Origin of the sequence: Pararhizobium gei, assembly GCF_029223885.1 — a bacterium.
GTDB lineage: Bacteria > Pseudomonadota > Alphaproteobacteria > Rhizobiales > Rhizobiaceae > Pararhizobium > Pararhizobium gei.
Window position 1 is genome coordinate 3,963,552 of record NZ_CP119409.1, and the last position, 24,873, is coordinate 3,988,424.

Genomic DNA, 24,873 nt, shown 5'->3' on the forward strand with positions numbered 1-24,873 from the left:
GTTAACTGGGGCCTCACAGTTCCCGCAGCACCGGGGCTGCCTTCTGCCCCAGCACCCGCCAGGTGCCCGCCAGACCGAAGCCGACGGTGACGACGAGCGCCACCGCCATGGTACCCAGGGCAACATCGGGCAGAAAAGAAGAAGGCAGGCTCATGATCCTGCTGACAACGAACCAGGCGGCGACCCCGCCGGCAAAGAGCGCGAAAAGCGCCGTCGACAGGCCGAGCATGGCATATTCATAGCAGAAAGCGCGGATCAGGGTCGAACGCGTCGCGCCCAGCGTCTTCAGGACGACGGCATCATGGGTGCGCGCCCTGTTGCCTGCCGCCAGTGCGCCGGCGAGAACCAGAACCGAGGCAACCAGCGCCACGGCGGCGGCGGCGCGGATGGCTGTTGCAAGCTGCCCGACAAGCTGGTTCACGATATCGAGCGCATCCTTGACGCGCACGCTGGTGATCGTCGGATAGGCATTGGTGATCGCTTTCAGCGCAACCGCTTCATCGGTCGCACTTGCCGTCGGGTCGATCACGGTGGCGAGCCAGGCATGCGGCGCGGCGGCAAACGTGTTCGGCGAGAAGACCATGACGAAATTGATCGACAGGGATTCCCATTCGACCACGCGAAAATTGGCGATGCGCGCCGTGATGTTGCGGCCAAGCACGTTGACCGTCACGGTGTCGCCGATCTTAAGGTTAAGCTCCCGCGCCTCCTGGGCCGAGAAGGACACCAGCGGTTCGCCACTATAATCGGGCGTCCACCAGGTTCCCTCGGCGAGGCTTGAATTCTCTGGAAGATTCTTCGCGTAGGTGACGCCGCGATCGCCACGCAGCACCCATTGCCCCGCCGGTGGTACCTCCATCTTGCCGACATCGACGCCATTGAACGCAAGAATGCGCCCCCGCAACATCGGAACCTCGATGATCTTGCCCTCGGGCAGACTCTTTTGAAGCAGTGTCCGGAAACCCTCGACCTCCGCACTCTGGATGTCGACGAAGAAGAAGTTCGGGGCCCGCTCCGGCAAATTACCCGTGAGTTCCCGGCGCAGATTGCCATCGATCAGCGCCAGCGTCACCAGAAGAGCCAGCCCAAGCCCAAGCGACAGAACCACCGAGGGCGTCAGTGCTCCCGGCCGATGGATATTGCCGATAGCGAGACGCAGCGCCGGTGAGCGCACCCTGGGCGCATGCCGTGCAAGCCAGGCCACGAGAATTGCAACGCCGCGCAGCACCACGAAAGCGAAGGCCGTGGCGCCGAGAAAGGTCAGCGATATCGTGCGGTCATAGGCCGTCAGGATGGACAGTCCGGCCAGCGCCGCCAGGCACAGCCCGGCTGCGAGCAGATAGGGCCAGGACGGCAGGCGTGCCCGCTCAAAACTCTGTTCCCGGAACAGCGCCGTTGCCGGTACTTCCCGTGCATGGCCGAGCGGCAGGATGGCAAAGGCCAGCGCGGTCAAAAGCCCGAACAAGGCAGCAAGGCCGAGCGCTGCCGGATAAAGTTGGAAGCCGGTCGAAACAGGCAAAATATCAGCAAGGAACTGAGCCGCAACGAAGGGAATGAGCGCGCCGAGAACCAGGCCCAGCCCGATGCCGATGAGTGCGATCATCAAAATCTGGATGAGGTAGATGATTGTCACCATCGAAGCCGGCGCTCCGACACATTTGAATGTGGCGATCACGCCGCGCTTGGAATCGAGATAGGACCGGACGGCATTGGCGACACCGACGCCACCGACGATCAGCGCTGTCAGGCCGACCAGCGTCAGAAACTGGGAGAACCGCGTGATATTGGCGGTCAGTGCCGGAGCGGCATTCTGGCTGGTACGGATCGACCAGCCGGCAACGGGAAATTTCTCTTCTGCCTCCCGGCGCAGCGCCGGAACGCCCGTGGGGTCGCCGACTTTGATCTTATAGCTGTGTTCGACCAGACTTCCCGTCTGCACCAGTCCGGAGGCGGCAAGGGCATCCGCAGACACCAGCAGGCGCGGCGCAAAACCGAAACCGTCAGACAGAGCATCGGGCTCCCGGACGATCAGACCACCCACGCGTATGCGGGCATTGCCGAGAAGAACTTCATCGCCCGGCTTGAGCCCCAGCCTTTCGAGTAACAGAGGTCCCGCCAGCGCGCCGAACACGCCATCACGAACGGCCAGAGACTCGGCAAGCGGCACCTGCGGCTCGCTTTCGAGCTTTCCGTACAGCGGGTAGGCACCGTCGACAGCCTTGACTTCGACCAGCGCCTGATTGGAGCCATCCGGCAGGCGTGCCATCGACCGCAGCCCGGACGAGACCGAGACCGCGCCCATTTCATCCAGAAAAGCTCTTTCCTCGACTGTGGCAACGCGGTTGTTCAATTCGAAGCGAAGATCGCCCGCCAGCAGCTCCCGCCCTTGGCCGGCGATCGCGCCGGTAATGGACTGCGACAGCGAGTTGACCCCGGCAATCGCCGCAGTCCCGAGCGCGACGCAGGCGAGGAAGATGTAGAACCCTTTCAGACCTCCGCGCATTTCGCGCAGTGCAAGACGAAAGGCGAGACGAAAACGAAAACGGCCGGCGGCACCAGTGCTCATGCGGAAACTGCCTTGGACCGCGGCTCGGAGGCTTGCTCATCGCCATCATGACCCGCGACGATCTCGCCGGAGCGGACTCTGACCTGCCGGGAGCAACGCGCAGCCAGAGATGCGTCATGCGTCACCAGCACCAGCGTCATGTCGCGCTCGTCCTGCTTGGAGAAAATCAGATCCGCGACCTGCCTGCCGGTCTCGGCATCGAGATTGCCGGTTGGTTCGTCTGCAATCAGCAGCTTGGGTGACGGCGCGAGCGCTCTCGCGATCGCGACGCGCTGCTGCTCGCCTCCGGACAATTGTCCCGGGTAATGTGACAGCCGATCGCCGAGACCGACAGACGTCAATTCCTTGCGGGCTATTTCAAAGGCATTGGCGACATTGGCAAGTTCCAGCGGCACGGCGACATTCTCGAGCGCCGTCATGTTGGGAATGAGATGGAAGGATTGGAAAACGATGCCGATATTTCGGCCCCGGAACTCGGCGACACGGTCCTCGCTCAAGCCATGCAGCGGCGTACCATCGATAACGATTTCGCCGCTGTCGAGTCGTTCTAGACCGGCCAGCACCATCAGCAAGGTCGACTTTCCCGATCCGGATGGGCCGACAATGCCAACGGATTCGCCGGCATCGATCGTGATATTCATGCCCTTGAGCACATGAACGGACGCTGCGGCCTTTCCCAGGGTGAGATCCGCATTTTTCAGTTCGATCATGTTTTTCGTCAAGGAAGATACCTATATATGAAATTGAACCGCTGGATGAGATAGCTCAATCGATTTAGGAAGTTCAGATGCGATTAAAAGGTTTGACGGCATTTTTGTGGGCGATCACGGCAATTGTGATCGCGGTGGCGCCCGCAAGAGCAGACACGCTCAATCTCGTCGGTTTCGGCGACAGCCTGATGGCTGGTTACAAACTGCCCGCCGAGGACGCTTTCCCGGCGCGCCTGGAAAAGGCGTTGCGTGCGAAAGGCCATGACGTGACGATCGCCAATGCCGGCGTTTCCGGGGATACGACATCGGGAGGCCTCGCCCGGATCGACTGGTCGGTGCCGGATGGCACCAAGGGCGTCGTCCTCGAATTGGGCGCCAATGATGCAAGACGCGGCATTGAACCCGACGAAACCCGCAAGAACATAGCCGCCATGATCGAGAAGCTGCAATCGCGCGGCATTTCCGTTCTCCTGGTCGGAATGCTGGCGCCGCCGAACATGGGTGAGAAATACGCCTCCAAGTTCAATGCAGTGTATCCCGAACTTGCCAAGACCTATGGTGTTGCATTCTACCCCTTCTTTTTGGACGGCGTGGTCCAGGACGAGAGCCTTAAAATCGAGGACGGGATGCATCCCAACGGAAACGGCATCGGCGTGATGGTCGAGCGAATGATGCCGGTTGCGGAAGGTTTTGTTGATCAGCTTTCGACGGGAGGCTGACGCCGGACAAAATAAATCTTGTTTAACGCTTGTTAATGCCGTTGGATAAATATCGCAGGTGCGAAATTGTAATTGCGTGTGGGTGCCGGGCATGATTCGCTTGGTTATCTGCAAAAGATTCGGGGAGCTCGTCATGCCGAGACTTTTCACCGCCCTCGAGATACCGCGCAATGCCGCGATGAGCCTTTCATTGTTGCGGGGTGGCCTTCCCGGTGCCCGCTGGATGGACGTGGAAAACTATCACATCACGCTTCGCTTTATTGGCGACGTCGATAATCGCACGGCAGACGAGATCGTTGATCGGTTGGACCGGATCGAACGGCCGGAATTCCAGCTGCAGCTGACCGGCACCGGTGCCTTCGGATCGAAAAAACCGCATTCTGTCTGGGCTGGCGTCAGCAACCCGCCGGAACTCTACGCGTTGCAGGCCGAGATCGAACGCCTCTGCCAGCGTCTCGGCCTTCCGGCCGACCCCCGCAAGTTCTCGCCGCATGTCACGCTTGCCCGACTCCGTTCTTCGCGCGTCGAGGATGTCGTCAACTACCTTTCCGGTCGCGGCGGCTTTTATACCAATCCCTTCACCGTCTCGCGCTTCGTGCTCCTGTCGTCACGCGATTCCATCGGCGGCGGCCCCTATGTCACCGAGGAGGTGTTTCCGCTCTACGAGCCGTTTTCGGCAGGCGTCGCCCTGGGGGACGGGTATTCGACGGAAAGCGTGCTCTGATTATTCCGTTTGCCTGGCGTCCGCGAGCCCCGGCGGAAATTGGAGCGGCCTCGACCGGAAACGGCCACTATTTCGAGGAGGATCATCATGAGACCACAAAAACTCGACCCCCGGGATACGGCCGAGCGGTTGACCGGTATGCATGGTTGGATGCTTGCCGAAGATGGCGGATCGATCTCGAAAGCGTTCCGGTTCAAGAGCTTCAGCGAGGCCTTCGGCTTCATGAGCGAATGCGCTCTGGCGGCTGAAAAACTCGACCATCACCCGGAATGGTTCAATGTCTACAATAGGGTCGATGTGTCGCTCACCACCCATGATGCAGGCGGCCTGACCGAGCTTGATTTCAAGCTTGCAGCCCGCATGGACCGTGCCGGGGCCGGGAGAACGCAGGATCAACGCAAACAGGACGTTTGAATTTGCACCGGCGCGCACCATATCCTTGCCCATGAATGACGAGGCGAAAAAGATGGACGACGTCAAGATCGGCGAGATATTGCTGCCCGGCGAGGAAAGCGAACAGGAAGCGAAGGCCCGGAAGGTCGAGCGCAGGTTCTGGCCGACGATGAAACGTGCGGTCCGCCAGATCCCGTTCAGCCGCGATGTCGTGGCCGCCTATTATTGCGCGCGCGATCCGGCAACGCCGATGCGAACCCGCGGCATCATTCTGGGCGCACTGGCCTATTTCGTATTGCCCTTCGACTTCATTCCCGACGTGCTGGCGATGGTTGGATTTTCCGACGACGTCGCTGTCCTCACGGCCGCTTTTGCTGCTGTGGCAGGCCAGATCAAGGATCGGCACTATGTGCGGGCGGACGAAGCTTTGCAGGACAAGCTGCCTGAGTAATCGCCGCAACAGCAGCAGGACTCTCGCATTTTCTCGGTGCGGCACAGGCGTCAAACTCTTGCCTGAATCTTTGTGCCATAACAGCAACGGGCGGGCCGACGAGGTCATAGACTTGGGAGGCCGGCTTCGGTCCAAATCACCTGACGCGTCTCTTGTGCTTGAGCGGCTCCCCTCGGTTGATATGCGGATGAGACAGGATTTGCGTCGCAATCTGATCCGTACTAACACTGTGGCGCCGTGAATTCAGGCAATGTTGACGGTTTGGTAACCTGAATTAAGTCAAAATAAAATAAATCGTGACCATGCGTTGCCCGACTGCTGATCGGGTGTTGGCAGCAAGAAACCGGCAGGAAAAGATGTTTGTAAGAAAGCTCAACCTCGCACTCGCATCCGTAATGGCATTCGCCGGTTTTGCCGGTTTTGCCTCTGCGCAGTCGCCGACCCGCATTCAGCAATTCAACGCTTGGGGGGCCTATTCCTACACGTCCGGTTCGAGCAAGGTCTGCTACGTTCTTTCGGTTCCGAAGGAAAAGAGCCCGGCCAATGTCGATCATGGTGATATCTTCTTCCTGGTATCGCAGCGCCCCGGCCAGAACATTTCCTATGAACCGCAGGCGATGATGGGCTATCCACTGCAGGAAAATTCCAAGGTCGTCGTTACGATCGATAACAAGAACTTCTCCATGTTCACCAAAGGCAACTCTGCTTGGGTCGAAAATGCAGCCGAAGAGCCGGCACTTGTCACGGCCATGAAGAGCGGCAAAGCGATGTCGATCGCCGCGAAATCGCGCAAAGGCACGCCCACATCCTATTCCTATTCGCTCTCCGGCATCTCCGCCGCGCTGAAGCAGATCGAAACCTGCAAGTAGCGGGAAACGTCATTTCCGTCGTGAAGGCCGGCTCGTCCGGCCTTTCGTCGTTAATGCTCTGTCTTTTTGCAGACCTGCCCTGAAGCGCCGGAGGGTGACGCAGGGCAAAAACCATGCTAAGGCCCGCTCAACGCAGGATGCGCGGATCCTCGACCGATCCCGATGCGCAGCAAATGAACTCTGATCTCAGCATTTTACGCGACCGGCTACAGGCAAAGCGCTTGAACGGTCCTTTGCGTATCTCAAACATGGGAATGGCGAGAATGGCCGCGACTGAAGCACTCAATCTGGACCGCCCGGTCAAGGCCCCCGTCCGCCCGGCTATCGCAGCGGAAAAGCCGACACTGATCGGCCTGTCGCGCGAGGACATGGGCAAGGCGCTGGCGGATATCGGTGTACCGCTCAAGCAGGTCAAGATGCGCGCCAGCCAGCTCTGGAACTGGCTCTACGTGCGCGGCGTCTCCGATTTCGATCACATGAGCAATGTGTCGAAGGACATGCGCGAGCTGCTGAAGCGGCATTTCACCATCGCCCGGCCGGAAATCGTCGAGGAACAGATCTCCACCGATGGCACCCGCAAGTGGCTGCTGCGCTTCCCGCCGCGCGGCGCCGGCCGTCCCGTCGAGATCGAAACCGTCTACATTCCCGAGGAAGGCCGCGGCACGCTCTGCGTTTCCAGCCAGGTCGGCTGCACGCTGACCTGCTCCTTCTGTCATACCGGCACCCAGAAGCTGGTGCGCAACCTGACCGCCGAGGAAATCCTCTCGCAGTTGCTCTTAGCCCGCGACCGCCTGGGCGATTTCCCGGACCGCGATACGCCGGCCGGCGCCGTCGTGCCGAACGAGGGCCGCAAGGTCACCAACATGGTGATGATGGGCATGGGCGAGCCGCTCTACAATTTCGAGAACGTCAAGACGGCGCTGCTGATCGCAACCGACGGCGACGGCCTGTCGCTTTCCAAGCGCCGCGTCACGCTGTCGACATCCGGCATCGTTCCGGAAATCTTCCGCACCGGCGAGGAAATCGGCGTCATGCTGGCGATCTCGCTGCATGCCGTGAAAGATGACCTGCGCGACATGCTGGTTCCGATCAACAAGAAATATCCGCTGAAGGAATTGCTCGACGCCTGCCGCAAATATCCCGGCCTGTCGAATGCCCGCCGCATCACCTTCGAATATGTCATGCTCGAAGGCGTCAATGACACGCTGGAAGACGCCAAGGAACTGGTGCGCCTGCTGAAGGGTATTCCTGCGAAGATCAACCTAATCCCCTTCAACCCCTGGCCGGGCACCAACTATCAGTGTTCGAAGTGGGAAGAGATCGAGAAGTTTGCCGACTTCATCAACGCGGCCGGCTACGCCTCCCCGATCCGCACCCCGCGCGGTCGCGACATTCTCGCCGCCTGCGGCCAGCTGAAGTCGGATTCCGAGCGCATGCGCAAGGTCGATCGGATGGCGCTTGAGGCGCTCATGATCGCCAACCATGGCGAGGATGATTGAGAAGCACGTCTGTGGTGAAGCGGTCGCGGCAGACGCCTACCGCGTCTGCGTGAACAGGATCTTCACGGCAAAGATCGAGAAGACACCGGCAAAGGTGTAGTCGATTGCCCGCATCACGCTCTTCTTTTGCTGCAGCCAGGCCGACAGCCAGTCGGCCGTGAGGATTACCGCGATGTTGACCGGCATGGCGGCAACGATGAAGAAAATCCCGAAAAACAAAAGCTTTGCCGTGACGTTCGGATCGCTTGCGGTCACGAATTGCGGCAGGAAGGTCATGAAGAAGATGATGACCTTCGGATTGAGCAGGTTGACCCCGAGCCCGGTGGCAATATTGCCAAGCGGCGAGGCATCGATCGTATCGACCTTCTTTATCGACAGGCTCGAACCGTAGCGGATCGCCTGGACGGCCAGCCAGAAGAGATAGGCGGCACCGCCGGTCTTCAGCACGAGGAAGGCCGTGGGCGATGCCGTGATCAAAGCCGACACTCCAAAGGCAACAAGGAGCGTATGCACCAGGCAGCCGAGGCTCGTGCCCACCACGACATAAAACGCCGCCGCCCGGCCTTGCGACAGGGCACGACTGATCGACAGCGTCATGTCCGGCCCCGGCGTGGCGGCAAGCAGAAGGGTGGCGGCGGTGAAAGCAAGCAGCGTGGGCAGGCTGGGCAGGAAATCCATGGGTCTCGTCTTCCGGCGTGGGCTACCAACCGTCGATAGCATATTCACGCCGCTCGGCCAGTGCACTTTCTCTTTCACGCGTTCATACAGCGGGCGTCGCGACTTGCGCGAATGGATAATCTGGCTAAAAGTGCCGCGGAATTTGAAGGCGGCCTCGGTAGGCGGCAAACGACCAGACGGAACCGAAACCCATGACATCGCACAAGCAAGTGAAGAAAGTCGTCCTCGCCTATTCGGGCGGGCTTGATACCTCGATCATCCTGAAATGGCTGCAGACGGAGCTTGGCGCCGAAGTCGTCACCTTCACCGCCGATCTCGGCCAGGGCGAGGAGCTTGAGCCGGCCCGCAAGAAGGCCGAGATGATGGGCATCAAGGACATCTACATCCGCGATGTGCGCGAGGAGTTCGTCAAGGATTTCGTCTTTCCGATGTTCCGCGCCAATGCCGTCTATGAAGGGGTCTACCTGCTCGGCACCTCGATCGCCCGCCCGCTGATCTCCAAGCACCTGATCGACATTGCCCGCGAAACCGGCGCTGACGCCATTGCCCACGGTGCGACCGGCAAGGGCAACGACCAGGTCCGTTTCGAGCTTTCGGCCTATGCGCTGAACCCGGACATAAAGATCATCGCACCCTGGCGCGACTGGTCGTTCAAGAGCCGCACCGACCTGCTTGCCTTTGCCGAACAGCACCAGATCCCGGTTGCCAAGGACAAGATGGGCGAGGCACCGTTCTCGGTCGACGCCAATCTTCTGCACTCGTCCTCCGAAGGCAAGGTTCTCGAAGATCCTGCCGTCGAAGCGCCGAACTACGTCTACATGCGTACCATCTCGCCGGAGGAGGCTCCGGATGTGGCAACCACCGTCAAGATCGGTTTCCGCAAGGGTGACGCCGTGTCGATCGACGGCAAGGAAATGAGCCCGGCCTCGATCCTGACCGCGCTCAATGCGCTCGGCCGCGACAACGGCATCGGCCGCCTCGATCTGGTCGAAAATCGCTTCGTCGGCATGAAGTCGCGCGGTGTCTACGAAACACCCGGCGGCACGATCCTTCTGACGGCCCACCGCGCTATCGAATCGATCACGCTCGACCGCGGTGCCGCGCACCTGAAGGACGACATCATGCCGCGCTACGCAGAGCTGATCTATTACGGCTTCTGGTTCTCGCCGGAGCGCGAAATGCTGCAGGCGCTGATCGACAAGAGCCAGGAACATGTCGAAGGCGAAGTGACGCTGAAGCTCTACAAGGGAAACGTCATGGTCACCGGCCGCTCGAGCGACAAGTCGCTCTACTCCGACAAACTGGTCACCTTCGAGGACGACCAGGGTGCCTACGACCAGAAGGACGCGGCCGGTTTCATCAAGCTTAACGCGCTGCGCCTGCGCACCCTGGCTGCCCGCAACCGCGGCTGAGCCACCTGATATCCTCGAAGAAGCCCGCCGCCCGGCAGGGACGGCGGGTATGCATTTGCCTTCAGCCGCCCTGACGCCCAACACAGGGTATTGCGCTTTTCGCTAACCTGCTGACCGGCCTTTCTATTGCGCGCTCGCGCAGGGCATGACGTCCCGCGACGATGCCTCGATGAAAACGGCGGAAACAGCGAAGGGCATGCCGACCTGATCGAAAGGACGGCAAGACAATGGACCGTGCCATTCACTTCGATAATGCGATGATGGCAACGGAAGCGAAATAATCTTGGCCGCTGCAGGTTCGGAGCCTGGAACAGCGGGCGGACCGCTGGGACGGAGTCGATGCGCGGCCCGCCGGCATCTTGACCGAATCGGCTTCACAGGATCGAATGGTATTTTCCCGCAAGGAGAACCCATGACGCAGACCCTGCTTTTCGGTGCATTTCTGGCCGCGCTCCTGTACGTGCTCATCCCCGGCCCCGCCTTTCTGGCCCTTTTGGGGATCGGCGCTGGTCAGGGCCGCAAGGCCGGCGCGCTCTTTATGGGCGGACATCTGGCAGGCGACGTCTTGTGGTCGGCGCTGGCGCTGGTGGCGATCGTCGGCGCGAAAACCATCGGCAATACCATCTTCGATGTTCTCGGGCTGCTGTGCGGCTTCTATCTTGCCTGGATCGGATGGACCGCCCTGCGGGCAAGACCGCGCGGCGAAAACCAGCCCCTCCTTTCAGTGGATCGCCCCTATCGGCGCGGCCTCATCTTCGGGCTGACCAACCCGAAAGGCTATCCGGTTGCCCTCGCGACCTTCACGGCGCTTTTGGCAGGCTCCTCGAATGCGCTCGATTTCAACGCATTGCCGGCGCTGCTCGCCGTGTCGTTCCTTGGATTCCTGGTGGCGGATATCATTCTGATCGGCATTATCGGAGCCTCCTTCGTGCGGCGGTTCTACCGCAGACACGAGCTTGTCATCGTTCGCCTCTCCGGCCTGCTGTTCATCGGCTTTGCCGCGCAGGCCATATGGCATGCGGCGCCCGGATTGCTCGGCATGCGCAAGCCTTGACCTGGGGCTGCTTCGCGCCCACCTGACAACCCGATAGCCTCACCATCGCCTTGAATCCGAAGGCGTCACGCTGTCATCCGCAGCGAACCGGAATGTGAAAAGGACCACCCATGACCGTGAATACCGCCTTGAATCCTGCCGTTACCGAGTGGAACGGCCCGGATGGACTGCCGCGCTTCGAGGCGGTTGCCGATGGTGATTTCGCCGCTGCCTTCGAGGCGAGCCTTGCCGCGCATGAAGCGGAGATCGACGCAATTGCAAACAACCCGCAACCGCCGGCCTTCGGCAACACGGTGGTGGCGCTGGAAATCGCCGGCGACGGTCTGTCGCGTGTTTCCGCGTTCTTCTGGAACCGTGCCGGCGCCCACACGAATGATGTCATCCAGGCTCTGGAACGCGACATCGCGCCGAAAATGTCGCGTCACTATTCGAAGATCGGCATGAATTCCGCTCTTTTCGCGCGCATCGATACACTCTGGGAAAATCGCGACACCCTCGGGCTCGATCTGGAGGCCACGCGGGTTCTGGAGCGTCATTGGAAAGGTTTCGTGAAATCCGGCGCCAAGCTGCCAAAAGACAAGCAGCAGCGATTGGCAGCCATCAACGAGACACTTGCCAGCCTTGGTGCGCGTTTTGGCCAGAACGTGCTGGCGGATGAGAAGAATTGGGCTCTGATCCTTGAAACAACGAGCGACCTTTCGGGCCTGCCGGTGTTTCTGACGGATTCCATGGCGTCTGCGGCGCGCGACCGCGGCGAAGACGGCAAATACGCGGTTACTCTATCGCGGTCGATTATCGAACCCTTCCTGACCTTCTCCGAACGCCGCGATCTGCGCGAACAGGCCTTCAAGGCATGGACCGCCCGCGGCGCGAATGGCGGCGAAACCGACAACCGCGAGATCATTCGCGAAACGTTGGCGCTTCGTGCCGAAAAGGCAAAGTTGCTGGGTTATGAAAACTATGCCGCATTGAAGCTCGACAATACCATGGCAAAGACGCCAGACGCAGTGAACGGGCTTTTGACCAGGGTATGGGAAAAGGCTGTAGAGCAGGCGCGTCGGGAAGAGGCTGACCTCGCCGAACTCGTCGCCACCGAGGGCCACAACCATCCGGTCATGCCATGGGATTGGCGTCACTATGCCGAAAAACTGCGCACGCAAAAATTCAATTTTTCCGAGGGCGAGCTCAAGCCCTATCTGCAACTGGAGAAGATCGTCGAGGCTTGCTTTGACGTCGCGCATCGCTTGTTCGGCCTTACGGTAACCGAGAAAATGGGCGTCAAGGGCTACCATCCGGATGTTCGGGTCTTCGATATCCGGGACAGCAACGGTACGTTGATTGCATTGTTTCTGGGCGACTATTTCGCACGGGCCTCAAAGCGTTCGGGCGCCTGGATGAGTTCCTTTCAGTCGCAGCACCGCCTGGAACTGAAAAACGGCGCAAAGGGCGAGTTGCCAATCATCTACAATGTCTGCAATTTCGCCAAGCCAGCCGATGGCAAGCCGGCACTCCTTTCTCTCGATGATGCCCGCACCCTGTTCCATGAATTCGGCCATGCGCTGCACGGCATGTTGTCGGACGTAACCTATCCCTCCGTTTCCGGTACCAGTGTCTCGCGGGATTTCGTGGAATTGCCCTCGCAGCTCTACGAGCACTGGTTGACGGTACCCGCAATCCTGAAGAAATATGCGGTACACGAAGCGACCGGCGAGCCGATGCCACAAGACTTGCTCGACAAGGTTCTTGCCGCGCGCAGTTTCAATGCCGGCTTCAACACTGTCGAGTTCACGTCGTCGGCCCTGGTCGATATGGCGTTTCACACGCAAGGCGCGATCGAAGACCCCATGACGGTTCAGGCGGAGGTCCTTGAGAAGATCGGTATGCCGGCCTCCATCGTCATGCGGCACGCGACACCGCATTTCCAGCATGTCTTTTCCGGGGACGGGTACTCTGCGGGATATTATTCCTACATGTGGTCGGAAGTGCTCGACGCCGACGCTTTCGCCGCCTTCGAGGAAACCGGTGACGCCTTCGATGCCGAGACGGCCCGCAGACTGAAGGACAATATCTACTCCGTCGGAGGATCGATCGATCCAGAGGACGCTTACAAGGCCTTTCGCGGCAAGCTGCCAAGCCCCGACGCCATGCTGCGGAAAAAAGGCTTGGCCGCCTGATCCCGGCGCGTGTTACCGGCCGCGGACATATGACGGTTTTTTGAAACATGGCGGCAGGTGGCAAGACTTTGCGGCCTGCCCCTTTCGCAAATGCAAAAAAACCTGTATGAGCCCGGCAATTGAAGATGCGGCGTTGCCCAGTTACGCCTCCAAACCTCCGAGTATTCACACATGAAAATGCGCAACATCGCGATCATCGCACACGTTGACCATGGGAAAACCACGCTTGTCGACGAACTTCTGAAGCAGTCGGGTTCCTTCCGCGATAACCAGCGCACGACTGAGCGCATGATGGATAGCAACGACCTCGAAAAAGAGCGCGGCATCACCATTCTGGCGAAGGCGACTTCGATCGAGTGGAAGGGCGTGCGCATCAACATCGTCGACACCCCCGGCCACGCCGACTTCGGTGGTGAAGTCGAGCGCATCCTGTCGATGGTGGACGGCGCGATCGTTCTGGTCGACTCGTCCGAAGGCCCGATGCCGCAGACCAAGTTCGTCGTTTCCAAGGCGCTGAAGGTCGGCCTTCGCCCGATCGTCGCGATCAACAAGATCGACCGTCCGGATGGCCGCCACGAAGAAGTCATCAACGAAGTCTTCGACCTCTTTGCAAATCTCGACGCCACCGACGAGCAGCTCGATTTCCCGATTCTTTACGGTTCGGGCCGCAATGGCTGGATGAATGTCAATCCGGAAGGTCCGAAGGAGGAAGGCCTTGCGCCGCTTCTCGACCTCGTTCTCAAGCACGTCCCGGAGCCCAGCGTCGGCGACGAGGACGGCGCCTTCCGCATGATCGGCACGATCCTCGAAGCCAACCCCTTCCTCGGCCGCATCATCACCGGCCGCATCCATTCCGGTTCGATCAAGCCGAACCAGGCTGTCAAGGTTATCAGCCAGGACGGCAAGCTGATCGAGAACGGCCGTATCTCGAAAATTCTCGCGTTCCGCGGCATCGAGCGCACCCCGATCGACGAAGCCCATGCGGGCGACATCGTCGCGATCGCCGGCCTGTCGAAGGGCACGGTTGCCGACACGTTCTGCGATCCTTCGGTCACCGAGGCGCTGCATGCCCAGCCGATCGACCCGCCGACCGTCACCATGTCCTTCATCGTCAACGACTCACCGCTTGCCGGCACCGAAGGCGACAAGGTGACCAGCCGCGTCATTCGTGACCGCCTGCTCAAGGAAGCCGAAGGTAACGTCGCGCTGAAGATCGAGGAAGCCGAAGGCAAGGATTCGTTCTACGTGTCCGGCCGTGGCGAATTGCAGTTGGCCGTTCTCATCGAGACAATGCGCCGCGAAGGTTTCGAACTGGCTGTGTCGCGTCCGCGCGTCGTCATGCACAAGGACGAGGACACCGGCCAGATGCTGGAGCCCGTCGAGGAAGTCGTCATCGACGTGGATGAGGAATATTCCGGCGTCGTTGTTCAGAAGATGTCCGAGCGCAAGGCTGAAATGGCCGAGCTTCGTCCGTCCGGCGGTAATCGCGTTCGCCTGAAGTTCTTCGCACCGACCCGTGGCCTGATCGGCTACCAGTCGGAACTGATGACCGACACGCGCGGCACGGCGATCATGAACCGCCTGTTCCACGAATATCAGCCTTACAAGGGCGATATCGGCGGCCGCGTTCAGGGCGTTCTGCTCTCCAACGATGCCGGCGAATCGGTGGCCTACGCCATGTTCAACCTTGAAGACCGTGGCCCGATGATCATCGACGTCGGCGAGAAGGTCTATGCCGGCATGATCATCGGCATCCACACGCGCGACAACGACCTCGAGGTTAACGTTCTCAAGGGCAAGAAGCTTACCAACATGCGCGCCTCCGGCAAGGATGAAGCCGTCAAGCTGACTCCGCCGATCCGCATGACGCTCGACCGCGCTCTCTCCTGGATCCAGGACGACGAACTGGTCGAAGTAACGCCGAAGAACATCCGCCTGCGCAAGATGTATCTCGATTCGAACGACCGCAAGCGCTTCGAAAAGTCGCGCGGCGCAGCGTAAAAGCACCTTCAGCAAGGTGGGAAAAAGGGCGCGGCGATCGATATCGCCGCGCCCTTTTTGTCCTATTCACCATCAGAAATTTGTTCGAAAATCTCTGCGCCTTACCAGTATTTGGATAAGCGATGGCGTTATATGTTATCCGTGCCCTCGCAACTTCTAGATTTTCTGGCCGTGGTCGATATTATCGCTGGCGTTGAACCTATTGATTGGCGTTATACAGGGAAGAAGCCGGCGTGTTGACTGGAATTATGGTCCTGTGGGGCGCGGTGATCAATGCCATTTCGGCCTATCTGGCTTTTTCTCGCCTGAAAACCATGAAAACGCCCACTGATCTCGTCAATGTCCGGGTCACGATCGTCCTGCCAGTGACAGGAAACGCCGTCGATATGACCGAGATCGTGCGGCGGCTGGAACGGCAGACCCTGCGTCCGGCACATCTGATCGTCGCGGTGGAATCCGAAGCAGACCCGGCATTCGCGATTGCCAAGGAGGCCTTGGCAAAAACCGGCATAGCCCACGATATTGTCGTGGCAGGGTTGGCGGAGCGCCAGGCGCAGAAATGCCTCAACCTCCAGGCTGCCATCAGGCAGGGGCATGGAGACGACGGTTACCTGGTGTTCATGGACGCGGACATCCGGCCATCGATCCACTGGCTGTTGCAACTGATTCTCCCCTTGTCGGGCGGAAATTTCGATCTCGTGAACGGTCGCCGCTGGCTTATGCCGAGTAAATCGACGTTCGGTTCGCATGTTGTTGCGATGATCGATCGCTCGATCATGCTCCTGCCCCGGATGGATTTCGTGTCCACATGCACGATCTGGGGAGGCAGTATCGCGTTGTCCTTCGAAAATGCACGGGCTCTCGATCTTCACGGATGTCTCGACAATACGATCTCGGACGATCTGGCCATCGCAAGGCAGGCGAAGCTCAAACAGATGCGCATCGTTGCGCCCGGATCTCTTCTGGTTGCGTCGCCGATTGATCTCACCATCGCACAGGCCTGGCGATTTGCGAGACGGCAATATCAGATCTGCCGTCTGCATCGGCCCATGCTGTGGTACATTGCAATGTCGATCGTCATAGGCCGGCTTGCAGCCTGGGCAGCAGCCTTCCATCTTCTTGCTCTTGGCTATGGTCCTCTACCCATCCTGGCATTGGCCGGGACCGGGCTTTTGAAGCAAGTACTCGTTGCGCGAGTTGCCGGTCGATGCAACATGGCGGATGCGACATCGGGTTATGTCCTCCAGCTTATGCTCGGCCTGCTCCAACCGGTAGCCGATATGTTCCATTTGTCTGTTCTGCTCTCGGTATCGCGGGTAAAGCGATTGCGTTGGGGCCACGTAACCTACCGGATGAATGGCCCGGACGAAGTTTTCGTTGTCGGGAGAGCGTCATACTAGATCTGGTCCAAATTTTCCTGCGCGCATTCAGCCGCGTTCCCATTGCCTTCAGGCTGGTTTCCATGCTCCTTGGGGATGCCTTGAAGAAGCTGGGGTGGAAACCCTTTGCAAGGTTCAACCTGCTTTACCAGCTTCCATTCAACACTCTGGCTCTGACCAACGATCCTGTCTTCGTCGAACGCATCATGGTCGATCGCTCGGGGACATTCCCCAAGAACATGACCGTACATCTGATTTTAAAGCCCTTGATCGGCGAGGGACTGTTCGGTCTGCCGGGCGGTGACCCGGTGAAGGAACGAAGACGGCTGTTCATCCGCTCCTTGGCGCAAATAGACCGAGGCCAGGTGGAAACGGTCACCCGCGACATCACCATGGAATATATCGGGAAATGGCTGAAAACATCGCGCAGGTTGAAATGCGGCGAGGAATTCTCACGGCTTGCCGTGGATATCGTCTCGGAATGCACGATGGGCCGCCGCTTTACCGAAGCTCAATCCAAGCGTTTCACGCAGCTCTTCACGCTTTACCATCACAAGGCAAACCCTGCAGCCTTCCTCTTCGCCGCTGGGGACACGGCAACACAGGACCGGCTTGTGGCCGAAATGGGACTTGCGAAGATTGGCAAGGAGATGCGCGACCTGATCCGCACATGTTTCATCGATGATCTCTTCGATACGCCTCAAGACCAGCTGGCGTGTTTTCCGCGCCTTCTCGCAGAAGCGGGCTGGCTGAAGCGGGAAAAGGTGGAGGCTGTCATCGACGAGGTCGCCGTCATGCTGTTGGCCGGGCATGAAACCAGCGCCTCGACGCTTGCCTGGCTTTCTTACGAGCTCGCACGTCAACCGAACATACAGGAAAGTGCCGCACGGGCGATGGCCGGCGCCGGACATGCGGGCGCCCCGTTCGGAGACAATCAAGCCGGGGACATTCTCCACGCACTGACGAACGAGGCACTGCGCCTTTATCCCCCGATCGCTATCTTCATGCGGCAAAATAACGAACCGATGGAAATCGCGTCGCGTACGGTCGCGCCGGACAGCTTTCTCATCGTCTCTCCACGAACGCTGCACAGGCATAAGCAATTCTGGCCTGAACCGGATGCTTTTGCGCCGCGACGCTGGTTGGACCAGACGGATGCACCTGCCAAGACAAGCTTCATGCCCTATGGCATCGGTCCACGTGCATGCCCGGGATCTCGCTTTGCGACCACCGAGTTGACGGAAATTACCCGTCTGATGCTCCTTCACACGAAGCTCGGTCTCACCTTTTCAAGAAAGCCGCAGCCCCTCGGCAAACTTACCTCGAGACCTCATCCGGAGATAATCCTGAGCATCGAGCCGCGATGAAATCCTGTATGCCCCGCTCCTTCAGAGATAGGGTTTGCGCGCGACGACAAATGCATCCACCGGTCTTGCTCCATCCGGTATGCGTTTGAAACGCGTCGCGACTTTCGCCAGCTTGTAACCGAAATAAAGGCTCGCATACCAGGACCAGCGATGCGCCACGTATCGCTCGTGCGGCGCTTTGTCCGTGCGGCTGAAAAGGAAGTTGCGCAGCCAGAGAATAACCCCCTGATGCGGCGAAACCGCCAAGGTGCGCGCCTCGACGACGTCGAGGCCGGCCTCCTTGACAAGCGCACTGAACGCGGACGGATTCCACCAGGTGACGTGGTGGGGTGGAAGATTGATCGGAAGATTGGGGATTTCCGTCAGCGGCGATGGGTGCAGAGGCGCCGCGAGAATAAGCAGTCCGCCCGGCTTCAGAAGCTTCGCCATCTGGCGCGCATGGGTCAGAGGATCCGAAACATGCTCGATGACATGGAAGGCTGTTGCGACATCATACTGCCCCGCATGGGTTTCGCTGTGGTGCTCCAACGTCTCCCGGATAACCACGTCATCGACATCGTCGGAGGCATAGGGGTCGAGGCCGACAAAACGCGCATGAGAGAGATGATGCCGAAACAAGCCCGGGCCGCAGCCGACATCCAGAACGACGGCATCCTTGGGTATAAATCCGGCTGCCGTCGCGAAATCCACACGCTTGTCGAAGTCGACATTGAGTCCGTCATGCACATGCCACTTGGCGTAGTAATCATGATAGAACTTGGCGTCACCGGTTATCCTCGGTTCGAAGAAAACGAGACCCGATTCCGATTCATACAGGGTGAAACGGGAGACACCGGCCAGCAAATCGGAGATATCGACACCCTGACCGTAGCGCCAGATGTCGCGGATCACCCTGGCAGATACACCATGTATGGCTCGTTTCGCAGGCTTTCCGGTAATCGGGCATGGCGGCAACGCTTTACTGCTGGTCAAATTATGTCCCATCGTGGTGAACGACCGTCGAATTCCCTCGACATTGTCACGTCCACTCTATGTCGAGAACCCGCAAGTCTTCAAGGTCAATCGGACAATCCGCAGCAGTTACAATGCCTTTCCGCTGTGCATCCGGGCAGGCTCGAAGGCGCAGGCGAGCGGGCCGTAGTCCAAGGATGAAAGGTGCTTCATGACGCGCGGTCAATACCAGCCCGGCTTGTAATCCGTCCCGAGCATCCGGTCGTAGACATCGGTGCGGCGGTCGCGCAGCACCTGGTTGAAATCGTTCCAATTGCGTTTGCGACGCGCGTCGGCAAGGTTGATCTCGGCGACCAGAACCTCCTGCCCGTCGCTGCTTGCCGGCCCGGCAACGGGCCAGCCCGTATGCGCGACGATCAGGCTCTGGCCGATGAAGGGTTGGCTGCGTTCGACGCCGATCCGGTCGGCTGCGATGATGAACAGCGAATTGCTGTGCGCCGCTGCCATCACCAGGATATTGGCCATGGCCTCGCGATTGGGGTCCTGCCCGGGAATAGGCACCCAGTTGGTCGGGACGCACATCAGTTCGGCCCCCTGAAGCGCAGCGAGCCGGAAGCTTTCCGGGAACCAGCAATCGTAGCAGATCTGGCAACTGATTCGCCCATAGGGCGTATCGAAGACCGGAAATCCGAGATCACCAGGCGTGAAATACAACGCCTCCTCGCCCCAGAGGTGAACCTTCCGGTAACGGCCAATATAGCCCGACGGCCCGACGATGATGGCGGAATTGTAGAAAACCTCGCCGCTGCGTTCGGTGATTCCGGCAACGATGATCATATCGAGCCGGGCAGCGGCCTCGATCCAGCTTTGCGTGGACGGGCCTGCCGGAATTTCTTCCGCCAGAGCACGGATTTCCGTTCGGCTTTCGAAGACATAACCGGTGTTGCAAAGCTCCGGCAGGACAGCAAGCTTTGCTCCCTTGCCGGCAGCCTCTTCCAGAAGAGCGATCGAGCGGGCGACATTGCCGGCCGTTTCGCCGAAAATCGGTTCCATCTGGATGCTGGCGACCGTCAAACCCGCTTCTGTCACCCGCTTTGCCATACATCACCCGCCGATTTGAGAGTTTGAACCGTTTTGATCAATCACGCCCGATAGCCCACAGGATCTGCTGCTCGAACAGGGACTTGTACCCCGTCCAGGCAATGAATTCCGGCGGCAGCCAGTGCGGTCCGACATCCGAGGTCCAGACGACCGTGCGGCCTTTCCCATAGGTGCCCGAAACGAGCAACGGCATCGAGCCATATTCGGTCGATACGGTCGCGAGAACCTCGGCGCCTTCCTTGACAACGACCTCGTTGAAGCCGAGCAGCATCGGCCATTCCCTGCCGAGGCCGGCAAGGATGGGATGATCGCTGGAGCCGGTGACCACGGGGAGAAAGCTTTCCGGCACCTCTACACGGTCATCGACCGGCAGGCAGGTGACAGGCAAGACATCCTCCACTGCCGTCTTGTGATAGCGCGCGCCACCATTGATCCCCTGAAAACTATAATATCCGCCATACATCAGAAGCGCGCCACCCTCGCGAACGTAATCGCGCAGCAGCCGAAGCCGGTTCGGGGTCGGACGGGACTTGATCCATGTATCGGGATGCAACAGCAGCGTATTGGCGCCAATGTCCGAAAGGACGATCGCGTCATAGTCCTGCATGGCCTCCAACGACTGGGGAAACTGCGCCTGCGCCTCGTGCGACGGCATGAAACGCACGTCGAGGGGGCCGTACTTCAGGGCAGCCAGGAGTTCATCGGCGCCTGTATGATAGGTCGCGGTGGCAAACTGGTCGAAGCCCTTGATGTGCGTCGCAGTCGACACCCAGGACTCGCCAGCCAGCAGAACTTTGTATTTGGACATCGGTCATCCCTGATTTCACCGGCCTTGCAACGAAGGATCCTGCCTCCGCCGAAAGCTTCCAACTTCAGAAGAACAAGTCTATTGACTATTTGTCAAGAGACTTGAAAATAATTCACACACTCAGAAGGTTGGCGGAGTGTTGACCCAGAAGATGCTCGCCCTGCCCTTGCCGGTATTGCGATAATGATGCGGTAATTCGGATTTGAAAACAAAAGCATCGCCGGGTTTCAGATTGAAAGACTGCTCGGCAACGATCAACTCGATCTCGCCGTTCAGCACATATCCGACTTCTTCGCCGGCATGCTCAATAGGACCGGAGCTTTCACCCTCTTCTTCGATGTGATGAATATTGCACTGAAGCAGATGGCCTGGCGAATACGGTATGACCCGCTCCAGCGAGATGCCCTCGCCCTGGCGCAGCGGATCGAGCGTGATCAGCGGCCGTGTGCCGCTACGGAAAACGATGCCTTCTTCCCCGTCCGATTCTTCGAACATCCAGCCGATATTGGTGCCGAGCACTTTCACAAGCCTGTGCAGCATGGGCAAGGACGGCGTCGCCTTGCCGTTTTCGATTTTGGAGAGCAGGCTTTCGGAGCAGTTCGCCTCATCCGAAAGCGCTTTCAGCGTCAGCCCACGCGTCTGCCGGGCAAGTTTGAGCCGCGTGCCCAAGCGGATCGCGTTCGGCGGCAAAGCTGTCTCCGGATTATGCTTCTGTTCGGTGTTTTTCATCGTATCCCTAAAAATCGCGGCAACCTTCAGACATCGGTCGCGTCGGCGTTTCCCATATTCACGAAAATCTGCCGGAATGCAATTCAATGGCATTGACATAAATTCAAGTCTCTTGAATACTGCACAGATTGATTGAACAGTCCGGATGGTTTTGATGCGAACCCCCATGAAAGAACGGATGCCTTGATGATGCTCCCAATCCACTTTCAGCCTGACAGCAGATGAAGCCCGTGGTTTCGATCAACGGTCAGCGCCTGATGCAGAGACTGGATGAATTCGCAGCAATTGGTGGCGGAGACGATCTTGGCGTGAACCGTCAGGCACTGACAAAACTTGATCGCCAATCCAGATCAATTCTTGCACGGATTGCGCTTCGACGCGACTTCGAGGTGTTTCAGGACGAGATCGCCAATCTTTTCGTGCGCCGCCGGGGGAAGAACAACACACGTGCACCGTTCATGATCGGCAGCCATCTCGACACGCAGCCAACCGGTGGACGTTTCGATGGCGCGCTCGGAACGCTGGCAGCTCTCGAAGTGCTCGAAACCCTGGAAGATGCGGGGGTCGAGACGGAATGCCCCCTTGAGATGGTTGCTTGGACCAATGAGGAAGGAAGCCGTTTTTCGCCGGGCAGCATGGGGTCGCAGGCATTCGTCAAGGGCGTCATTCCCCCTGAAATACTCGCGGCGCAGGATGGGGAAGGCGAACCAATGGCGCGGGCGCTGGCAGACACCCTGACGGCTCTTCCCGAGGCACAGCGGCGCCCGCTGGGCGGTCCCCTCCAGGGCTATCTCGAGCTGCATATAGAGCAAGGCCCCATTCTCGAGAACGAGGGCATTCCGATCGGCGTCGTCACAGCCGTGCAGGGAACGCGCTGGTTGCAGGTAAAGGTGACGGGTGAAGCCGGCCATGCCGGAACGACGCTGGCGGGGTCGAGGCGCGACCCGATGCGTGCAGCCACGACCGGTCTGGCGGAACTCTATGCCGCAATCATGCCGGCTGACGAGGAGGCCCGCCTGACCGTCGGGCGATTTTCCCTCGAACCGGGCAGCATCAATGCGGTACCGGCGGTGGCGCTCTTCAGCATCGACATCCGCCACCCCGACCCTGACCGGCTTGACCGGATAGAGGCAACAATCGGGGCAACATTGCGGCAAGCGGCGGAGGCGAACGGATGTACCGTCGACATCGCATGCATACTGGACATGCCGTCAACGATGTTTGCCGAGTCCCTTCTCACCTGCATCGAGCAGGCTGCGGCTGAAAACGGTGTGAAGCATCGAAGAATCGTCTCGCGGGCCTTTCACGATGCGCTGTTTATCAGCCGAATTGCACCTGCGGCCATGATCTTCGTGCCGTGCCGCAACGGTGTCAGCCACAACGCAGCGGAATTTGTCGAGCCGGAATTCTGCATTCTCGGCGCTGACATGCTTCTTCATGCAACGCTTCGGGCTGTCGCGGAACTGGAAGACAGGCCGGAAATCGTGACTACCGCAACCGCGGAAATGGCGGTTTCGAACGCGTAGGACTTCAGCGTCACACAACAAAAAGGAACGGGAACATGATGATGAAAATGACCAGACGCGGCCTGGGGGCCGCCGCGCTCGCGCTCGCCGCCTTGGTGTCCGCACCCGCCCCGAGCGTCGCAAAGGACCTCGCCAAGCTGACCTTCATTCAGGAATGGCCGGTTCCGGACGGCTTCTGGATCCCGTGGATTCTCGGCAGCAAGAAGGGTTTCTATGCCGAGGAGGGCATTGAGATCGAGATCGTCACCCCGCCGACCGTCGCCGATACCATGAAATTTCTCGGCACGGGACGCGCGCAAGTCGCCTTTACCACCTCGATGGACATCATTTTCGCGAGAGAACAGCAGGCGCCGGTCGTCGCCATCGCCCGGTATGGTCGCGGCAACAACTGGGGTATTCTGAGCCCAGAGGGCAAGCCGCTGAAAATCGCCGATCTGAAAGGCAAGACGATCGGGATCTATAACGACGCCTGGACAAAGGCGCAGCTGTCCATGATGCTAGCCGACGGTGGCATGACGCTTGACGATGTCCAGACGGTGGCTGCCGCCGACGATACGGTCCCATTGTTGCTGCAGAGCAAGGTGGATGCCATCACCGGCATTACCAATGCCGAAGGCACCGGCATGATGACCGCTGGAAACCAGAAGGCGGAGTTCCTTGCCGCGACGGCGCATGGCGTTCCCAACACACCGATCTTCATGCTGGCAGCCAACGAGACCTGGTTGAAGGAAAACCCGGACGTCGCCAAAGCCTTTCTGCGGGCGACCCGCAAAGGCATTGATTACGCGGTTGCCAATCCCGACGAGGCGATTGCAGCCTTCGCGGAACTCTATTCCAAGGCCTATGACGGTAAATTCATCGACCAACAGTGGAAAGATACCATTCCGCTGTTCGGTTCGATCGGGCCGGACCTGATGGTCAACGATGAAGCCGACTGGACAGCCTTGCTCACGGCCCTCAAAAAGTTTGAGGTAGTCAAGGACTTGCAGGCACCTTCAGCTTACTACACCAACGACTACCTGGCAAAGTAAGGACATGCCGATGATCGGGACGAGCCCCTTGCGCCGCATTGTTCCGGCCTGGACCTATCGGCCCGGACCGGATGTTTCGGACACGCCTCCGGCCGGTCTCGTTGCTGCTCAAAGGATCGCGAAGGGCGCGGCGGCGGCGGGGCTTGCCGTCGCAGCGCAGGGTGTCAGCGAACAGGAGGTCGAGCTTGCCGTCAGCGCCTATCTGATAGAGAACGGCATCGATCATGTCTGGACGATCACCAATGTCGGGCTGGGGGAAAACACGCTCGTCTGTTTTCCCACAAACCCGCCAACGGCGTTGCGCGCCGTCGAAAGGGATGTTCTCATGGTTGATGTCCACCCCATCACCGCGGATGGCTCCTGGGGCGATTGCACGCGCTGCGCTGTGATTGGCGACTACCCGGAAGCCGCCAGCGCGCTGCGGGATCTCGAAAGGATCCACTATGAGACGCTGGAAAAATGCCGCCCAGGCATGCCCGCCAACGAACTCTTCGGCATCAGTCACGAGCGGCTGACAGCGGAAGGGTACATTCTTCTCGATCAGCTCGGCAATATCGGCCATTCGCTGACGGCAGGCGCCGCCTATCTGCATCAGTTCATCGATGCGGGCAATGATACCCCGATGTGGGGGGCCTGGGCAATCGAGCCCTTTGCCGCCCGTGACGGGATCGCGGTCAAGGTCGAGGACCTTGTCTGGTTCGGCCGCAACCACTGCATCACAATGTGACAGA

At 59.4% G+C, this 24,873-nt stretch carries 23 protein-coding genes; 16 read left to right on the top strand and 7 right to left on the bottom strand.

Features of this window, described 5'->3' with window-relative positions; translation table 11 throughout:
* Positions 1–13: 13 nt before the first annotated feature.
* Positions 14–2,566, bottom strand: coding sequence for an ABC transporter permease (locus tag PY308_RS19230; RefSeq protein WP_275785787.1), 2,553 nt, complete (start codon positions 2,564–2,566; stop codon positions 14–16).
* Positions 2,563–3,288 (bottom strand): ABC transporter ATP-binding protein, encoded by a 726-nt coding sequence (locus tag PY308_RS19235; protein ID WP_275785790.1) that lies wholly within the window; start codon positions 3,286–3,288, stop codon positions 2,563–2,565. Before PY308_RS19235 ends, PY308_RS19230 begins: the two co-directional genes overlap by 4 nt.
* A gap of 65 nt (positions 3,289–3,353) precedes the next feature.
* Here PY308_RS19235 and PY308_RS19240 point away from each other — a divergent pair, with 65 nt between their 5' ends.
* The 6 genes from PY308_RS19240 to rlmN all read left to right on the top strand — a co-directional run bounded on the left by PY308_RS19240 (position 3,354) and on the right by rlmN (position 7,931).
* On the top strand, positions 3,354–3,995 hold the full coding sequence (locus tag PY308_RS19240; protein ID WP_275785793.1) for an arylesterase: 642 nt from the start codon (positions 3,354–3,356) through the stop codon (positions 3,993–3,995).
* 133 nt (positions 3,996–4,128) lie between these two features.
* Positions 4,129–4,719, top strand: coding sequence for an RNA 2',3'-cyclic phosphodiesterase (thpR, locus tag PY308_RS19245; protein ID WP_275785795.1), 591 nt, complete (start codon positions 4,129–4,131; stop codon positions 4,717–4,719).
* 87 nt (positions 4,720–4,806) lie between these two features.
* Positions 4,807–5,133 (top strand): 4a-hydroxytetrahydrobiopterin dehydratase, encoded by a 327-nt coding sequence (locus PY308_RS19250; protein ID WP_275785797.1) that lies wholly within the window; start codon positions 4,807–4,809, stop codon positions 5,131–5,133.
* Positions 5,134–5,185: 52 nt separating this feature from the next.
* Complete coding sequence (locus PY308_RS19255) at positions 5,186–5,563, top strand: YkvA family protein (RefSeq protein WP_275785801.1); 378 nt, start codon at positions 5,186–5,188, stop codon at positions 5,561–5,563.
* 356 nt (positions 5,564–5,919) lie between these two features.
* Positions 5,920–6,432, top strand: a complete 513-nt coding sequence (locus PY308_RS19260; protein WP_275785804.1) for an invasion associated locus B family protein — start codon at positions 5,920–5,922, stop codon at positions 6,430–6,432.
* A gap of 263 nt (positions 6,433–6,695) precedes the next feature.
* The gene (gene rlmN, locus PY308_RS19265) at positions 6,696–7,931 is read left to right on the top strand and encodes a dual-specificity RNA methyltransferase RlmN (RefSeq protein WP_275785809.1); all 1,236 of its coding nucleotides are present in this window, start codon (positions 6,696–6,698) and stop codon (positions 7,929–7,931) included.
* A gap of 36 nt (positions 7,932–7,967) precedes the next feature.
* Here rlmN and PY308_RS19270 read toward each other — a convergent pair whose 3' ends face one another.
* Positions 7,968–8,609, bottom strand: a complete 642-nt coding sequence (locus PY308_RS19270) for a LysE family translocator (protein ID WP_275785812.1) — start codon at positions 8,607–8,609, stop codon at positions 7,968–7,970.
* Between the two features lie 191 nt (positions 8,610–8,800).
* Between PY308_RS19270 and PY308_RS19275 the strand changes: the two genes are divergently transcribed.
* The 6 genes from PY308_RS19275 to PY308_RS19300 all read left to right on the top strand — a co-directional run bounded on the left by PY308_RS19275 (position 8,801) and on the right by PY308_RS19300 (position 17,996).
* Complete coding sequence (locus tag PY308_RS19275) at positions 8,801–10,021, top strand: argininosuccinate synthase (protein WP_275785815.1); 1,221 nt, start codon at positions 8,801–8,803, stop codon at positions 10,019–10,021.
* A gap of 412 nt (positions 10,022–10,433) precedes the next feature.
* The gene (locus tag PY308_RS19280) at positions 10,434–11,075 is read left to right on the top strand and encodes a LysE family translocator (RefSeq protein ID WP_275785818.1); all 642 of its coding nucleotides are present in this window, start codon (positions 10,434–10,436) and stop codon (positions 11,073–11,075) included.
* A 110-nt stretch (positions 11,076–11,185) separates the two neighbouring features.
* Positions 11,186–13,249, top strand: a complete 2,064-nt coding sequence (locus PY308_RS19285; RefSeq protein WP_275785820.1) for a M3 family metallopeptidase — start codon at positions 11,186–11,188, stop codon at positions 13,247–13,249.
* 171 nt (positions 13,250–13,420) lie between these two features.
* On the top strand, positions 13,421–15,250 hold the full coding sequence (gene typA / locus PY308_RS19290; RefSeq protein WP_275785821.1) for a translational GTPase TypA: 1,830 nt from the start codon (positions 13,421–13,423) through the stop codon (positions 15,248–15,250).
* 233 nt (positions 15,251–15,483) lie between these two features.
* Positions 15,484–16,650: a glycosyltransferase family 2 protein gene (locus tag PY308_RS19295; protein ID WP_275785824.1), complete on the top strand. Its 1,167-nt coding sequence runs from the start codon at positions 15,484–15,486 to the stop codon at positions 16,648–16,650.
* 62 nt (positions 16,651–16,712) lie between these two features.
* Positions 16,713–17,996, top strand: a complete 1,284-nt coding sequence (locus PY308_RS19300) for a cytochrome P450 (protein ID WP_275785827.1) — start codon at positions 16,713–16,715, stop codon at positions 17,994–17,996.
* 21 nt (positions 17,997–18,017) lie between these two features.
* Here PY308_RS19300 and PY308_RS19305 read toward each other — a convergent pair whose 3' ends face one another.
* Positions 18,018–18,887 (bottom strand): class I SAM-dependent methyltransferase, encoded by an 870-nt coding sequence (locus PY308_RS19305; protein ID WP_275785829.1) that lies wholly within the window; start codon positions 18,885–18,887, stop codon positions 18,018–18,020.
* Positions 18,888–18,906: 19 nt separating this feature from the next.
* Between PY308_RS19305 and PY308_RS19310 the strand changes: the two genes are divergently transcribed.
* A complete protein-coding gene (locus PY308_RS19310) occupies positions 18,907–19,137 on the top strand; it encodes a hypothetical protein (RefSeq protein WP_275785831.1) in 231 nt (76 codons plus the stop codon).
* A gap of 32 nt (positions 19,138–19,169) precedes the next feature.
* On the opposite strand, the gene PY308_RS19315 is transcribed toward PY308_RS19310, so the two are convergent.
* From PY308_RS19315 to PY308_RS19325, 3 genes are all read right to left on the bottom strand, one after another.
* Complete coding sequence (locus tag PY308_RS19315) at positions 19,170–20,000, bottom strand: nitrilase family protein (protein ID WP_275791201.1); 831 nt, start codon at positions 19,998–20,000, stop codon at positions 19,170–19,172.
* Positions 20,001–20,085: 85 nt separating this feature from the next.
* On the bottom strand, positions 20,086–20,856 hold the full coding sequence (locus tag PY308_RS19320) for a glutamine amidotransferase (RefSeq protein WP_275785834.1): 771 nt from the start codon (positions 20,854–20,856) through the stop codon (positions 20,086–20,088).
* 120 nt (positions 20,857–20,976) lie between these two features.
* Positions 20,977–21,585 carry a cupin domain-containing protein gene (locus PY308_RS19325; protein WP_275785839.1) on the bottom strand — a complete coding sequence of 203 codons (609 nt, stop codon included), beginning with the start codon at positions 21,583–21,585 and terminating at the stop codon, positions 20,977–20,979.
* A gap of 221 nt (positions 21,586–21,806) precedes the next feature.
* Here PY308_RS19325 and PY308_RS19330 point away from each other — a divergent pair, with 221 nt between their 5' ends.
* From PY308_RS19330 to PY308_RS19340, 3 genes are read left to right on the top strand one after another with little or no spacing between them, the layout of a single operon-like run.
* Positions 21,807–23,111, top strand: coding sequence for a Zn-dependent hydrolase (locus PY308_RS19330; protein ID WP_275785842.1), 1,305 nt, complete (start codon positions 21,807–21,809; stop codon positions 23,109–23,111).
* 35 nt (positions 23,112–23,146) lie between these two features.
* On the top strand, positions 23,147–24,142 hold the full coding sequence (locus PY308_RS19335) for an ABC transporter substrate-binding protein (protein WP_275785845.1): 996 nt from the start codon (positions 23,147–23,149) through the stop codon (positions 24,140–24,142).
* 10 nt (positions 24,143–24,152) lie between these two features.
* Positions 24,153–24,869 carry a M24 family metallopeptidase gene (locus PY308_RS19340; protein WP_275785848.1) on the top strand — a complete coding sequence of 239 codons (717 nt, stop codon included), beginning with the start codon at positions 24,153–24,155 and terminating at the stop codon, positions 24,867–24,869.
* Positions 24,870–24,873 lie beyond the last annotated feature (4 nt).